Consider the following 14,757-nt stretch of genomic DNA (forward strand, 5'->3'; position numbering starts at 1 on the left):
GTTAGCTGGAGGTGTGTGTTGTGAAAATCAATGAAATTAAAGATGCCGCCCTGAAATATTTCACGATGCATGGTTATGAGGGCGCGTCTCTTTCCCAAATTGCCGAAGAAGTCGGCATGAAAAAGCAATCCTTATACGCTTACTTCAAAGGAAAGGACGATTTGTTTTTGCAGGTTTTACGGGATGCGAAAGAAGCGGAGCTAGCGTCCAAAATCCAATACCTTAATCGGATGGATTCTGTTGATCCCGGCAAAGACCTGTATGGATTTTTACGATTGGTCATCGATCTTTTCCAGAAAGACGAGCAGTTAAAGTTCTGGCTGCGCATGTCATTTTTTCCGCCGGTTCATCTTACGCAAGCGGTCGGGAAGGAAGTCGTCGAGATTGACACGGAAGTACAGGCGATGCTGGAACGAAAATTCGATGATTGGATCGGTGCCAAAGCCATTTACGGAAACACGCCAAAAACGCCTACGCTCGCATTTTTAGGCATTGTCGATACGATTATGATCAGCCTGGTTTATGAAAATGACGAAACGCGGCTCCAGGAGAAATTGGATGCCTGCTGGGCCGTATTTTGGAGAGGCATCTCACAGCCATGATTCTTACAGAAAGTGATGTTGATCAGTGATGAAAAAAACAATAAGGGAACAAAAAGCAGTATTAATGATTCTTCTCAGCAATGTATTCATTGCTTTTTTGGGGGTAGGCCTCATCATCCCGGTCATGCCGTCCTTCATGGACATGATGCATTTATCGGGAAAAACGATGGGATATCTCGTCGCCGTCTTCGCTTTGTCCCAGCTGATCATTTCGCCGTTTGCAGGCCGCTGGGTCGACCGTTACGGCAGGAAGAGAATGATCGTGATCGGCCTGTTCCTCTTCGGATTGTCCGAGCTGATCTTCGGGATCGGCACGAGTGTGTGGATTCTTTATTTGGCTAGGATTCTTGGAGGCATCAGCGCCGCGTTCATCATGCCAAGCGCGACGGCGTACGTGGCGGACATTACTTCTCTTGAAGAGCGGCCCAAAGCGATGGGTTACATTTCAGCCGCGATCAGCACCGGATTTATTATTGGCCCCGGCATCGGCGGCTTTATAGCGGAATACGGAATTCGGGTTCCTTTCTTCTTCGCGGCTGTCGTTGCCTTCATCGCATGCTTGTCATCCGTTTTTATTTTGAAAGAGCCATTGACCAAAGAAGAGTTAGCCGAAATTTCGGAGAACGCAAAGAAATCAAGCTTTTTCGGCGATTTGAAAAAATCGCTTCACCCGCTCTATTTTATTGCGTTTATCATCGTGTTTGTACTTGCATTCGGCCTGTCCGCCTATGAAACGGTATTCAGCCTGTTTTCCGATCATAAATTCGGCTTTACGCCCAAGGATATTGCCGCCATCATTACGATCAGTTCCATTTTCGGCGTTATCGTTCAGATTTTCCTTTTCGGCAAAATGGTGGAATGGCTCGGCGAGAAAAAGCTTATCCAAGCCTGCTTGGTTGTCGGCGCGATTCTGGCGGTCGTATCCGTCATGATCTCCGGGTTTGTAACGGTACTGGTCGTCACGTCCTTTATTTTTCTGGCGTTCGATCTGCTGCGTCCGGCTTTAACGACGTTTTTATCCAAAGCAGCCGGGAAAGAGCAAGGCTTTGTTGCCGGAATGAACTCCACCTATACGAGCCTCGGCAATATCGTCGGGCCGGCGCTTGGAGGCGTATTGTTTGACGTGAATATTCAGTATCCCTATCTTTTCGCTGCCGTCATCATGGTCGTCGGCCTGGTGATCACCGCCCTGTGGAAAGATCGGCAGATGGCCGAAAACAATTAAACAAGCATGAAAAACGCCGCTTCCGGGGTCAAATCCCCTTGAAGCGGCGTTTTTTTTCTGCCAAGCTACCGTATTATCCGTGGTCTAAAGCAGGTGTTGGCCAAATTGAGTTTGATGATTCATTCGTGCATTAAGCCGATTTTAACGGTTCCCCCACCTGGCTTCCTAGGGCTTTCTTACTCAGCCGGCCTGCGTTCAAAAAGACGACCAGTCCGGAAATGGCCAGCAAGCCTCCGATGATCTGGAACCAGGTCATTTGTTCGCCGAGCAGAAGGAACGCCAGCAAGCTGGATCCGACGGGCTCTCCCAAAATGCTCATGGAAATTGTCGTGGCCGAAACGTACTGCAGCAGCCAGTTGAACAGCAAATGCCCGAATACCGTCGGGACGACCGCAAGCAGCAAGAACATGAGCCAATCCTTGCCCGGATACCCGATGAACGGGGTGGCGGTGAACAGGTTATAGACAGCAAATACAACCACGGCCGAAACAAACACGACAAAGCTGTAGATGAACGAGGATACCTGGGTGACCATTTTCTGACCGATCAGCATATGGACCGAAACGGCCAGCGTACCGAAGACCGACAGCATATCGCCGATCAAATTGTCCCGGGACACCCCGATATCTCCCCAGCCGATCAAAACCGCCCCGACGATCGCCACGCCCATGCCGAGCATGGAAACACGCGACGTGCGTTCTTTATAAAGAATAAAGGCTCCAAAGACGATAAATACGGGTTCAAGCGCCAAAATGATCGTCGAGCTCGAGACCGTCGTCAGCTTGAGCGAGCCCATCCAGAGCAAAAAATGCAGCGCCAGGAAAAACCCGGAGGTAAACAGCATGGATGCTTTTTTAAAAGATAACGACTTCAGCTCCGACCAATACGGCCCGATAAAGGGCAGCATCAGCAATACCGTAAATAACAAGCGGTACATGCCTTGAATCGATGCGGGCGCGGACGCCCATTTGACGAAAATCGATGAAAAAGAAACGGCAATAATTCCGATGAATAATGGGATGGCCGTTGGGAATGACGCTTTTTTTCTCATGATGCTTCCTTTCACGCGCTAAGCTTAATAACAATTCATTCTAGCACGGTCCAGCTGAGTCCGCCATCCTTCGTTTCGGCCATTCCCTCGTAAGATTGAAGCCATCCGTGCAGCGGATCCGCAAAATAGATCCGGTTGGCGTCATCAAGCTCCGTCTTCGCCGAAAAAGGATGATCTGTCCACGTCATCCCGCCATCTGCGGTTGTTAACAAATGGTACCCGTAACCATCGTTCGCATGGATATCATTGCATAGCAGGTAGCCATGCCGTTCATCCGTAAAATAAATCCCTGCCGGAAGCCAGTCTCGTTTCAGCCTCGACACCGTGGCGGTTATTCCATCCTGGAAGCGAATCAGCTCCAGCCGTCCTTTCGTGTCTCCCTGCTGGAGCAGCCAGCCGTCCGTATAGGATGTCAAGGCGACTTTCATATCTTTGCCCGGCTCTCGGCTCAAGAGGGTTTGCGTCCATGTCTTTCCCCCATCCGAAGTCCGGTATACCGATTTCCCATCGCCTAAGCCGAACAAAACGCCATGCTCGCGATCGAAAAACCGTATATCGTAGATGTCGAACAGATCAAGCTTGCTCAGTCCGTCGCCGGAAGCTTTTCCCCATGTCATTCCACCATCGTTTGTCACGAGCAGCACATGCTGGGGAGCTTTCTCCTGAAGCGCGACGATATATCCTAACTTCTCGTTCACGAAGCTTACTTTCTCCAGCCGAATCCATGATTTCAAGGAAGCGATGATCTTCCAGCTTGCTCCTCCATCAGTCGTTTTCAGCACTTGATTGCCATTAATGTGGGTGCCTATACCGTACCCGTTCTGCGGATCGATGAACGTGATATCCTCCGTCGGCCGTCCATAAGGGTCGCTTAACGGGTACGACTCCTGCCAACTGATACCCCCGTCCCGGGAGTGGATGAGAACATCGTTTCCGTTCATCCCGTCCACGGCAGCCCATGCCTCCTTCGCCGACAGCATCTGCAGCTGATTGACGGCCGTGACCGTGCCGACGCCGGTGAAGGTTCGCCCGCCGTCCCTCGTCAGCCAAATTCCGCCTTCGATCGGACCTGCACCGGGGTGCAGCGAGACCATGCCCGTATTCCCGTCGATCAGATGAATACCGTCCACATAGGGACGACCGGTGCGCTGCGTGCTCATGTAGCTCCAATGCTTCCCGCCGTCAAGCGTGCGGTACACATCCCCGTTCATCATTCCCGTATCATTCGTCAGCAGCCATCCGGCATTCTCGTTCGCAAACTGGATTTGAAATGCGGATAAAGGCGAATCCTTGCCCGTAATGTCAAGCTGCTTGCTCCAGGTACGTCCGCCGTTTGCGGTTTTCAATACCGCGAGCTTGCCCTCATTCTTGCCTACCGTGCCAATGACATAACCAATTCCCGCCTTCGGAAAGCTTGCGCTGAGCGCTTTGAAATCCCTGACTCCAAACGAAGCCGCTTTGAAATGGACGCCTCCGTCTGCCGTGATGTACAAACTGCCGTTCACGAGCATCGCGCCGTTGTTCTCGTCCACGAACGATAACCGATGCATGACCGGGTTCGCCCGGCTTCGGTCTTCCTTGGAAACCGCCTGCCATGACGTATTCCACGTACGTCCGCCATCCCGGGTTTTGAGCAGGCGCATCTGCTTGCACTGCAGATTGCCGCTCTCGGAGCACTGGTCCTCGATCAGAACATACCCGGTTTGTGCATTGACGAAGTCCAGGCTGCGGACATACTCGCCCGGAACCTTGCGTTCCTGCCAATGCGCGCCTCCATCTGCCGTGGTCAGCAGCCGGAGGGTGGCATCACCCATCTCCTTCATCGCAAAGCCCGTTTGCGTATCCACGAAATCGATGACCGGAAGGTCATAATGAACGGATGTCGTCCATTTCACCTCGCTGCCCTTCTTCGGGTCCAGCACTGCCGCCGGCTTGCCCGCCGCGACCGCAGCCGCCTGTATCTCCCGGGCAGATTCCTGTCCGGTCTTTGGTGGTATGGGAGCAGTCTTTTCCGAGACTGCGACAGCGACGGAGGCCTGGGTCTTCGCCGCGGGAGCGGCATGTCCGGCGGAAGCCAGAGTACAGCCGGATAACACAGCCACCAAAACGACCAAAACGGCAGCTGCGTGTAAATTCCATGATTTTATTCGCATCGCAAAAGTCCTCCTTACTTCTTCAGCGCAGGCATGCTCTGCATGAGTTGAGGCCGAATTACCTGCTCGCTTCAGGCCGATGAACGTTCTTGCTCCATTACCTGAAACGGCTGAATACTATTATAGAGAATGGCCTTGCGCGAAAAGTTAAGGAATATTTTCGATAAGGAGTCAATTTTTTCTTTTCTCGACGGCCCACCAGCCGCATAGAATCGCAAACGATACGCAAAATAGCACAATATTGGCGTTGAAGATCAGGTTGGCGGATAGCATGCTGCTGCTCTCGAATCCGCTCTGAGGGATCCCGTCGTCGCCGGTTACAGCGGGGGAAACAGCCGCAAGCTTGACCCGGCGCAGCTGCAGGGCAAAGGAGAGCAGCAGCGTGCAGGAAGCGAGGAAGGGGACAAGATCATGATGTAACATTTTTGCAATCATATCCTGCAGCGTGTCGAAATAGCGGACGGCGATAACGAAGGTTAATAACATAAGGAGTGCCAGCAGCAGCCAGCCTGGATAGAGCAGCATCCTGTCCATGGGAAGGCCGCCTGTACTCCCGTCCCGGCCGATTCGTTCCATCCCGGCTGCAAGCAGCAGGCATGTGGCAAACAGTGAACTGAAGATCAACCCTGTTTTACGCGACAACATCATACCCCTTTCATGGAGAAGTCATATACATTTCAACCATTTCCTGGAGAACGGACAACCGAGGCCGGTGCTTCATATGTAAGAAACGATGTCAAACTTCTTGGGTTCAGCCCGGCTTATCCTCGGGCGGCACTCGCTTTCTCATGCTTCTATATGCCGCGTTGCCTGCAAACATCAGCCCCATTCCCGAAACCAGACAGATTAACAGGCCCACCGTGATGAACAGCTGCGGCACGCCGAAGCGTTCTGCACAGAACGTTCCGTACATAATGCCGAGCGGCGTCATCGCTCTGGTGAGCAGCGAGCGGACGGCCAAAACCTGTCCAAGGACGGCTTCCGGGACGATCCTATAATACAAGGCGCTGCTGTAAACGTTCCAAAACGGCATCAGCACTCCGGCCGCCGCTTCAATGCAAAGGGCTGCAGCCATGTGAACCGTTGATCCGAGCAGCAAATATGTCAGTCCGCCGCCGAACAGCGCCGCGCTCATCATTACGTACATATAAGGCCCGGGCTCCTTCAGCCTGCCGACAATCAAAGAGCCCAGCACATAGCCCAGCGGAAAGGACGCGGAAAACAAGCCGAAATCCATCGGGCCGCCGCCCAGCACGTCCATGACGAAGGGAACATACATCGACTGCGTGGCAAATACGCCGAAGCTGGTTACCGAGATCAGCAGCGCGAGCGCGTACAATATTGTATGATCGCGGTACACCCGTATCCCTTGATGCAGACTCCCCCTCCAGGTCATTCCCTGTTTCGCGTTTCGTGCGGGTTCATTCATGAAAGCGGTAAATCCCCAGCAGCTGAAAAAAAGAAGCATCAGCCATGGCAGCAGCACCCCGGGCCGGAACATGCCGGTCAGCATGCCTGCCAGCGGCAAAGCCAATACCCGCACCAGCTGCCCTCCTCCCGCCAGGGTCGCGTTGGCACGGATAAGCCTCTCCTTCGATACCAGCTTGGGCAAAAGCGCACCAGCCGCCGCATCATAGATTTGAAGCGAGCCGATAAAAGTGCCGATCCATATAACATATGCTTCCTGGTTGCCGGCTATCCACATCAGCCATACGAATGCATAGCCCATGCCGCGAACAGTTTCCGACAATTTCATAACCGTCGTACGTTTCCAGCGGTCGATGAGAGGCGCGAAGATCCACTGTACCGCCCACTGACCCGCAATGCTAAGCAGCCATAACACGCCCATAGCCGTTTTGGAACCGGTCAGCTCGTACAGCATCCAGGACAAAATAAACGTTCCCGAGGTTGCGGCAAGGATGGAGCGCATCTGATCGGCGCACAGCCACAAAAAGGGCTTGTTCCGATGGTTATGATTGTTCGAAGGGTTATGATTATTCGAAGGGTTATGATTATTCGAAGGGCGACCGTCTTCTTCTTTAACGTCCTTGATCCCCCTATGGATCATGGCTTATTCTCATCAAGTCCCAGAAAATCGCGAAGGTCGTCATCATGATGGTCCAGCGATCCCTTGTTCCACACATAGCTTCCGTCCTTGACCCTCACCAGTCCCGCCCCACGCAGAATAGCCAGGTGATGATGGACCGTCGTCTTCCCCATGCCCAATTGTTCGGTAAGCTCCTTGAGCGAACGTTCCTGCTCGGCGATCAGTTTAAGCGCACGCAGCCTTTTCTCGTCTCCCAGTGCCTTATACAGCTGAACAAGCTGTCCCGGCGGCTCGTACGGGTCCCCGCCAGCGGTCATGCTGGCGTCGCTGACCGGGTAATAAAAGATTTGCGTATCGATCATGTTCGCTTCAATCGTCCAGGGGCGATAGATGACATGAGGGATGAGAAGCACGCGGCTTACTCCGGCCTCCGGCTTATATTCGACGCCTGCCGCCCGCAGCACGGTCTCCTCCGGCGAAACGGACCGGAGCCATCCCTTCTTCGCGGCCAAATCCCGGCGGAGAATCTCCTCCTTCGCCGCGTCCTCCGCTCCTGCGACCTCCTGCTTCCATAGCTGGAGCAGCTTGATCAAATGATCCTTCAATCGATCCGCGGATGTATTCAAAGCCGTATCGATCATCTCCGAAAAAAAAGCATGTCGAGCGCATACCTTCTTCATCTCTGCCGCCGCTCCGACATCTTTCTGCGCGGTACTGCGGCGCAAATCCTCCATCCCGCTGCCCAAAAACGGCAACACTTCATAGATGAACCGCTCTTCTTCCAGCTTCATTACATCATCCGCAAATTGTTCGAACGTGTCAAAGACTTCCGTATGGAGCAGCTGCAGCAGCATTTTCCATGTCTGATGCTGCTCGCAGTAATCCAGCTCCCAACGCAGCGGCTCGGATACTTCGTTCCGCAGCTTGATCCAGTAGTCCTCCGGCTGCTCGAGTGCGCCATGCAGCCTTCTGTTCGTGGCCGCGGCTATGCCGAGCGCGTGCTCAAACAATAGAGAGCTCTGCAGCTCCACCCGGTAAGCATCTTTTTTAAACGACAAATCGATGAGGTTCATCCCGTCATTCCCCTTACCCATATTTTCCATCTACGTTTATTCTATTTTATTAGAATGTATTATTCAATGTTTTTATAATATAAATCACAAAAAAAATCCGACCCTCTGCCAAGGATCGAATTTCGTTACATAGGTTAGTAGGATGCATACCGCATCGCATTTTTCAAGCTGCTCCAAATATCATCGGTTTCCGCACCGATATACCAATATGCATACCCCGCAATATTCCGTTTCGCGCCCATCATCGTCTTCAGGGCAAGGGAACGTCCGTCCTCGACCCAGATCCGGTGCTGAACGCCTTGACGATTGTAGCTCACCACATATTGGCCCGACGTTTCATCCCAGACCCGGTTATACGCGACGGATTTGATGCGCTGTCCTTGCTGAATCAAGGATAACTCCTCGGACACCGCGCCTCCGGATTGGAGTGTCCAGTCCCGCGTATAATACGGAAGCGCCAAGATCGTTTTGGAAGCCGGCACGCTCGCCAGCATCCGGTTCAATGCCGCTTCCGCCCAAGGCAGCGACGACACGGAGCCCGCGACCGGATCGCCGTCCCAGTGCTCGTCATACCCCATCAGCACCACATAATCGGCATAGCGTCCCAGCGCCTCATAGTCGAAGGCCTCGGTCCAGTCCGTACCCAAATCGGGAGAAACGTCAATGGACAGCACAGCACCAGCAGAGCGCAGGGATGTGCCAAGCTCGGAAATAAAGGCGGTCAGCGGCAGCCGGTCCTCCGGACTGACATTTTCAAAATCGACATTGATACCGGATAGCCCATAGGTTTTCACGTAACCGGCCAGCTTCTGAATGACGGCTTTGCGTTTGCTTTCGTCGGACAGAATCTGGTGCGTCAAGGCGGAATCCGAATGGTTGCCGAGCATCGCCCATACCTTTTTATTGTTTTGCTTAGCCCATGTCGACAGGGTTGCATCCGCATAATTTGATACGGGCACAGCCGCATTTTCAAGGAAAAACCAGCGCGGGATGAGCGTGTTCACGTTCGTTTTTTTGATTTTTTCCTTAAACTGCGCCGTGGTGAGTCCGTTTTGCCAGCCGAGCTGCAGGCCAAGATCCGTCGTTTGATGAATCGCTTTTGCCCAAACCTTATCCTGCAATACACGATCCAGCACGGCCGCCGTTTCTTCGCGGGTCATCGGATCACTCGGGCGGAATTGCCCCTTGGCGCCGCTCATCAGACCCAACGTATGCGCGGCCATGACGTAGGAAGAGGCCCAAGAGGCAATTTGCTTCGAGTCCGTGTACGGCAGTTGGCCCGCCGAACTGGTGCCCGGATCCACCTTAAGAGCGCGTACGATCAGTACGGCCGCTTCCTGCCTGGTAATGTTCGTGGCAGGCTGGAATTGCGTTTTGCTTTTGCCTTCCGCGATGCCAAGCTGAACAGCTGCTTCGACCCACCCGTAATACCAGCTTTTCGGCGCAACGTCGCTGAAGGATGCCATGTCCGCCTGCACGGAAGAAAGCTTCAGCAGACGGTCGGTCATGGTTACAAATTCGGCGCGGGTGACGTTTTTCTTCGGCTCGAACTTCCCGTTGCCCGTGCCGTCGACGACGCCTTCCTTGACAAGCTCTACGATTTCGCTTTTGGCAAAGCTGCCGGAAATGTCATTAAAGGGCAATGCGGACGCCGCAGAGACGGGGGTTAATGTCCCGAACATGAATGCGGATGCCATGCAGAGGGACAGTACTTTCTGATATCTCTTCAACAGGAACAAGCCTCGCTTTTTATTTATAGTAGATTCATAGAATAACGGCATAGATGAGCCCAAAGAGCGCTCTTAATATCCTTGAAAAAACCCCGATCACTTACTTTTACTGAAGACGGATCCACTCATCGGTTTTCTTCCCATTTCAGAGAGCCATAGCTCTGAGTTCGCTACCTTCTAATACTATCAAAAAGCCGATACGAGGTTGATGTCCAAATGATGGTAAGCCGGGAAGGGCACTGCAAGAAAGGGCTTGCAATTGACCGGATAGAGCCATATAATCTATTCTCCAATCCATTTGATCAGAGGAGGCTGCTAGATTTGCTGACGAACAAGGACGGACGCTGTGAATTGCAATTGTTACATAAGGAGCACGCGCAGGCGCTGCTTGATCTGAGACGTCGAAATCACAATTACTTACAGCCGTTTGAGCCGCTCCGCGATCCGTCGTACTTTACGCTGGAAAGCCAGGAAACGGATATCTTATCGGGAATGGGAGACAAGGACTTGGCATCCTCCCGTTTGTTCGGCATCTTCCTGCGGGAAACGGGCGAGCTCGTCGGCCGGGTCGCGCTCACCGGAATCGCCCGCGGCCCGTTTCAAAACGCCAATCTCGGTTATTTCATCGCCGAGGAACAGCAAGGCAAAGGCTTTATGACCGAGGCGGTGCGGCTTTGCGTCGGGTATGCCTTTGATGAGCTTGGGCTGCACCGCGTGCAAGCCGGCGTCATGCCCCGGAATACTCCTTCGCAACGGGTGCTCGAAAAAGCGGGTTTCCGCCGAGAGGGACTGGCAGAGCGGTATTTGCGCATTAACGGGGTATGGGAGGATCATATTCTCTATGCGATCACGCGCGAAGATTGGGAATAACGCATAAAAAACGGTCCCTTCGGGGACCGTTTTTGTTTTGATTATGTTCTATCAACGAGTTGATCTTTGAAATTTACGATCGATTGTTCTTGAATTACCGATGACTCGGCTGTTCAGCAAGGTTTTAGACATGCTTGACCATATGATAATAGACATGGCCATTGATCATGATTTCTTTGTCCACCTCGTACCCCAGGCGCTGGTAAAGTGCATAGGCTCTCGTATTATCCGTCACGACCGCCATAGCATTCTTATGGTAACCACGCTCCCGGGCCCGTTCTTCGGCAGCCCGGATCAGTTCCGTGCCGATTCCCCGGCCGCCGAACCGCGGAGATACCGACAGCGTGTCGATGTAGTATTCATCCTCATCCGATTCTTTGTCGAGCTTCAGGCTCGGATCGTTTGTGAGCCTGCGCAGCCGATCCAGGATCGGCTGATCCAGCTTCGCGATTTCGTCCCCGCCGTAGACGACGATGACCCCGGCGACCTCCCCATCCACTTCCTTGACGAGTGCCTGGCGATGGGACAATCTCCCGTCTTCCGCAGCAAAATACTGTTCCAGTACGGGCAGCACATCCTGCTCGTTCTCTTCTCCGGTCAGCTGATGGGCCACATCATGCAGCGCATCATACAGCAGCCTGGCTGCCGGTACCGCATCCTGCGGCAAAGCCTGTCTGATCGTCATGTTGTTAATCCTCCCGTACCACCTGTTCATTTCATTGCTTCTTCTTACCCATTATAATCCACCCTTATCGGCGGAACAAATCGCCAGCACCCGCTCTACCGCCTCATCGGAGCTGATCTGCTCTTTGCCGCTCCCGTTCAGACGGTCCAGCCACTCGACCTCGCCATCCCCGGCAGCCTTGCCGATGATGATCCGCAGCGGAGACCCGATCAGATCGGCATCTTTGAATTTCACGCCGGGACGCTCATCCCGGTCATCCAGCAGGGCGGCGATTCCGCGCTGCTCAAGCCTGTGGTACATCTCCTCTGCCAGCGCCATCTGAGTGTCGTCTTTCACGGAAACGGGAAGGATGTGTACCTGGAAGGGAGCCAGGCGCAGCGGCCACCGCATCCCCTCATCGGACGCATGCTGCTCGGCGACCGCCGACATCAGACGCGATACCCCAATGCCGTAACAGCCCATGATCATTGGCTCTTCCTTGCCTTCCGCATTCGTAACGGTCGCATCCATCGCCTGGCTGTATTTGGTTCCAAGCTTAAACACATGACCCACCTCAATGCCGCGATGAAAGGACAGGCGTTCCCCGCAGTTCGGACAGCAATCCCCTGGCACGGCATTTCGGAAATCCCCGATCTGGGCAGGCTGATAGTCCCTGCCGATGCTGACATGGCGCAGATGATAATCTTTCCGATTAGCCCCTGTAATAGCTTCGTTCAAGGCTGCTGCATCCCGGTCGGCATACACCGGAACGTCCAATCCAACCGGACCGGCAAATCCATGGGGCGCCCTGGTCAGCCTTTCGACCGTTTCCAGATCGGCAAGCTCAACCTGCGCCGCACCGAGCGCATTTTTCAGTTTGAATTCATTCACTTCATGATCGCCGCGCACGACGACGGCCGCCGGCTGCCCATCGGCCAAGTAAATCATCGTCTTCATAAAGACATCCGGCTTTTCCGCAAGAAAAGCACTCAGCTCGTCGATGGTCCGGATATCCGGCGTATGGATCTCCTCCAACGGAGCGGTGGTCCGCTCGTTCGCCTCCCGGTCCTCCTGAGGCCGCAAGAATACTGCTTTCTCCAAATTGGCCGCATAATCACAGGACACACAGGAAGCGATCGTATCCTCCCCGATGTCGGCCAGCGCCATGAATTCATGCGTTTCGCCTTCTCCGCCGATGGAACCTGCCTCCGCTTCAACGGCTTTAAAGCGCAGTCCGCATCTCGTGAATATCCGCTCATACGCTTTAAACATGGATTGATACGACACATCAAGCGCCTCCCAATCCGTGTCGAACGAATAGGCGTCTTTCATGAGAAACTCCCTGCCGCGCAGCAGGCCGAAGCGAGGCCGGCGCTCGTCTCGGAATTTGGTCTGGATCTGATATACGCGCACCGGAAGCTTACGGTAGGAGCTGACTTCCGCTCCGATGATCGAGGTAATGACCTCTTCATGGGTCGGCCCAAGAACGAAATCCCGCTCATGCCGATCCTTCAATCGCACCAGCTCCGGACCGTATTCCTCATATCTGCCGGATTGCTGCCACAGCTCCGCCGGCTGCATCGCGGGCAGCAGCAGCTCGTCGAACCCAGCCGATTGCATCTCCTCGCGTATGATTTGCTGCAGCCGCTGCAGCACCCGGTTACCAAGCGGCAGGTAGGCGTAAATCCCCGCAGCCTGCTGCCGGATATATCCGCCCCTCAGCAGCAGCTTATGGCTCTGTGCTTCGGCTTCCGCCGGCGCTTCCCGCAAGGTTGGCACGAGCATATGTTTTTGTCTCATCATCCATCAGCTCCATTCTTTCATTTTTCCGTGGAACAACAAATAAACGCATCCTTCCCGGCTCAGGGACGAATGCGTTCGTGGTACCACCCTATGTTTAACGGCCCGGCCGCTATCCAAGCAGCCGAAGCCATCCTCATGGCTAAGATAACGGGATTCCCCGGCCGAAGTGAAACGAATCTGCAGATCCGTCATCCGGCAGCTCGCAAGATAGGAAGCTCATTTCGCGTGCGAAACCTTTCAGCCTCGGGTTTCTTCTCTGGGGCACGGCGGTCGTACATGAACTATTGGTCTTGGTCACAGCTTTTTCATGATATATAACGCTAGCGTTGTTTTCCATACATTACATGAACCTGTAGATTGTTGTCAAGAGTGCGCTGCTTTCCGCTCCCGCAAAGCAAAAATCCCGCCATTAGAGCTTGCTCATCGGCGGGATCGGTCTTATGAATTTATTTCTGCGCAAACATTTTCGGCAGGCTTTCCTCAAACGGCGCATAGGCAATACCGTTTTCCGTCACGATGGCCGTAATCAGGGAATGATCCGTCACATCGAAGGCAGGATTATAAACCTTCACGCCCTCGGGCGCCATCGGTTTTTCGTACCACTGCGTGGTCACTTCCGCATCCGGGCGCAGCTCGATGTGGATGTCGTCCCCCGTCTTACATTCGAGGTCGATCGTTGACAGCGGCGAGCAGACGTAGAACGGAATGCCGTAATGCTTCGCCAGTACGGCAACGCCGGACGTCCCGATTTTATTGGCCGTATCGCCGTTTGCAGCCACGCGGTCGCATCCGACCAGAACCGCCTGGATCTTGCCTTCCTTCATCACGATCGAGGACATGTTATCGCAGATCAGCGTGACATCTACTCCGGCTTCCTTCAGCTCCCAAGCGGTCAAACGTGCCCCTTGCAGGAGCGGACGGGTTTCATCGGCATACACTTTAAAGCTGTAGCCCTGCTCTTGTCCGAGGTAGATCGGCGCGAGCGCCGTGCCGTATTTCGCTGTGGCGATGGTCCCGGCATTGCAGTGGGTAAGAATGCCCCAGTTTTCCTTCAGCAGCGTCAGCGCATGCTTACCGATGCTCTCGCAAACCTTGGCATCCTCCTCGCGAATCAGCTCCGCTTCCTGCCGCAGCGCTTCTTTGATTTCGGCGACGGACCGATCAGCTTCCTGCAGCAGACGGTTTTCCATCCGGTTCAGTGCCCAGAACAGGTTGACCGCCGTAGGTCTGGAAGACGCGAGGTATTCCTTCACCTTGCCAAAATCTTGGCGCAGCTGATCGTAATCGGCAGCTTTGGATGCTTTCGTACCGAGATAAAGCCCGTATGCCGCAGCAATCCCGATCGCCGGCGCACCCCGCACCTTCAACGCATAAATGGCTTCCCAAACATCCTTCATTTCCTTTAAATGCAAAAATACCTTCTCGTTCGGCAATACCGTCTGGTCCAGTATGATCAATGTATCGTTCTCATCGTCCAACAGCACCGATTGGATCATTGTGAATTCGGATTCATGGTTGTCCATCTCCAGACCACTCCTT

The 14,757-nt window shown here is 53.7% G+C and carries 12 protein-coding genes; 3 read left to right on the plus strand and 9 right to left on the minus strand.

Annotation, left to right across the window (positions count from 1 at the left end; genetic code table 11):
- Positions 1-20 precede the first annotated feature (20 nt).
- The gene (locus tag PCH05_RS10190; protein WP_127602279.1) at positions 21-602 is read left to right on the plus strand and encodes a TetR/AcrR family transcriptional regulator; all 582 of its coding nucleotides are present in this window, start codon (positions 21-23) and stop codon (positions 600-602) included.
- 28 nt (positions 603-630) lie between these two features.
- Positions 631-1,827, plus strand: coding sequence for an MFS transporter (locus PCH05_RS10195; protein ID WP_127602280.1), 1,197 nt, complete (start codon positions 631-633; stop codon positions 1,825-1,827).
- A 130-nt stretch (positions 1,828-1,957) separates the two neighbouring features.
- Here PCH05_RS10195 and PCH05_RS10200 read toward each other — a convergent pair whose 3' ends face one another.
- The 6 genes from PCH05_RS10200 to PCH05_RS10225 form a co-directional block, all read right to left on the minus strand.
- Positions 1,958-2,878, minus strand: coding sequence for a DMT family transporter (locus tag PCH05_RS10200; protein ID WP_127602281.1), 921 nt, complete (start codon positions 2,876-2,878; stop codon positions 1,958-1,960).
- 35 nt (positions 2,879-2,913) lie between these two features.
- On the minus strand, positions 2,914-5,031 hold the full coding sequence (locus PCH05_RS10205) for a WD40/YVTN/BNR-like repeat-containing protein (protein WP_127602282.1): 2,118 nt from the start codon (positions 5,029-5,031) through the stop codon (positions 2,914-2,916).
- A gap of 171 nt (positions 5,032-5,202) precedes the next feature.
- A complete protein-coding gene (locus PCH05_RS10210; RefSeq protein WP_127602283.1) occupies positions 5,203-5,673 on the minus strand; it encodes a hypothetical protein in 471 nt (156 codons plus the stop codon).
- 109 nt (positions 5,674-5,782) lie between these two features.
- Positions 5,783-7,099 carry an MFS transporter gene (locus PCH05_RS10215; protein ID WP_127602284.1) on the minus strand — a complete coding sequence of 439 codons (1,317 nt, stop codon included), beginning with the start codon at positions 7,097-7,099 and terminating at the stop codon, positions 5,783-5,785.
- Positions 7,096-8,151 (minus strand): ArsR/SmtB family transcription factor, encoded by a 1,056-nt coding sequence (locus tag PCH05_RS10220; RefSeq protein WP_164766611.1) that lies wholly within the window; start codon positions 8,149-8,151, stop codon positions 7,096-7,098. The genes PCH05_RS10215 and PCH05_RS10220 overlap by 4 nt, the downstream gene beginning before the upstream one ends.
- Positions 8,152-8,285: 134 nt before the next feature.
- A complete protein-coding gene (locus PCH05_RS10225) occupies positions 8,286-9,848 on the minus strand; it encodes an S-layer homology domain-containing protein (protein ID WP_164766612.1) in 1,563 nt (520 codons plus the stop codon).
- 357 nt (positions 9,849-10,205) lie between these two features.
- On the opposite strand from PCH05_RS10225, the gene PCH05_RS10230 reads away from it, so the two are divergent.
- Positions 10,206-10,751, plus strand: a complete 546-nt coding sequence (locus tag PCH05_RS10230) for a GNAT family N-acetyltransferase (RefSeq protein ID WP_246049465.1) — start codon at positions 10,206-10,208, stop codon at positions 10,749-10,751.
- Between the two features lie 124 nt (positions 10,752-10,875).
- Here the strand turns inward: PCH05_RS10230 and PCH05_RS10235 are convergent, their stop codons facing one another.
- The 3 genes from PCH05_RS10235 to mtnA all read right to left on the minus strand — a co-directional run bounded on the left by PCH05_RS10235 (position 10,876) and on the right by mtnA (position 14,741).
- Positions 10,876-11,436 carry a GNAT family N-acetyltransferase gene (locus tag PCH05_RS10235; protein ID WP_127602286.1) on the minus strand — a complete coding sequence of 187 codons (561 nt, stop codon included), beginning with the start codon at positions 11,434-11,436 and terminating at the stop codon, positions 10,876-10,878.
- 51 nt (positions 11,437-11,487) lie between these two features.
- On the minus strand, positions 11,488-13,215 hold the full coding sequence (locus PCH05_RS10240; RefSeq protein WP_127602398.1) for a proline--tRNA ligase: 1,728 nt from the start codon (positions 13,213-13,215) through the stop codon (positions 11,488-11,490).
- A 449-nt stretch (positions 13,216-13,664) separates the two neighbouring features.
- The gene (gene mtnA / locus PCH05_RS10245; RefSeq protein WP_127602287.1) at positions 13,665-14,741 is read right to left on the minus strand and encodes an S-methyl-5-thioribose-1-phosphate isomerase; all 1,077 of its coding nucleotides are present in this window, start codon (positions 14,739-14,741) and stop codon (positions 13,665-13,667) included.
- Between the last annotated feature and the right edge of the window lie 16 nt (positions 14,742-14,757).

Origin of the sequence: Paenibacillus chibensis (genome assembly GCF_004001045.1) — a bacterium.
Classification (GTDB): Bacteria; Bacillota; Bacilli; order Paenibacillales; family Paenibacillaceae; genus Paenibacillus_AQ; species Paenibacillus_AQ chibensis.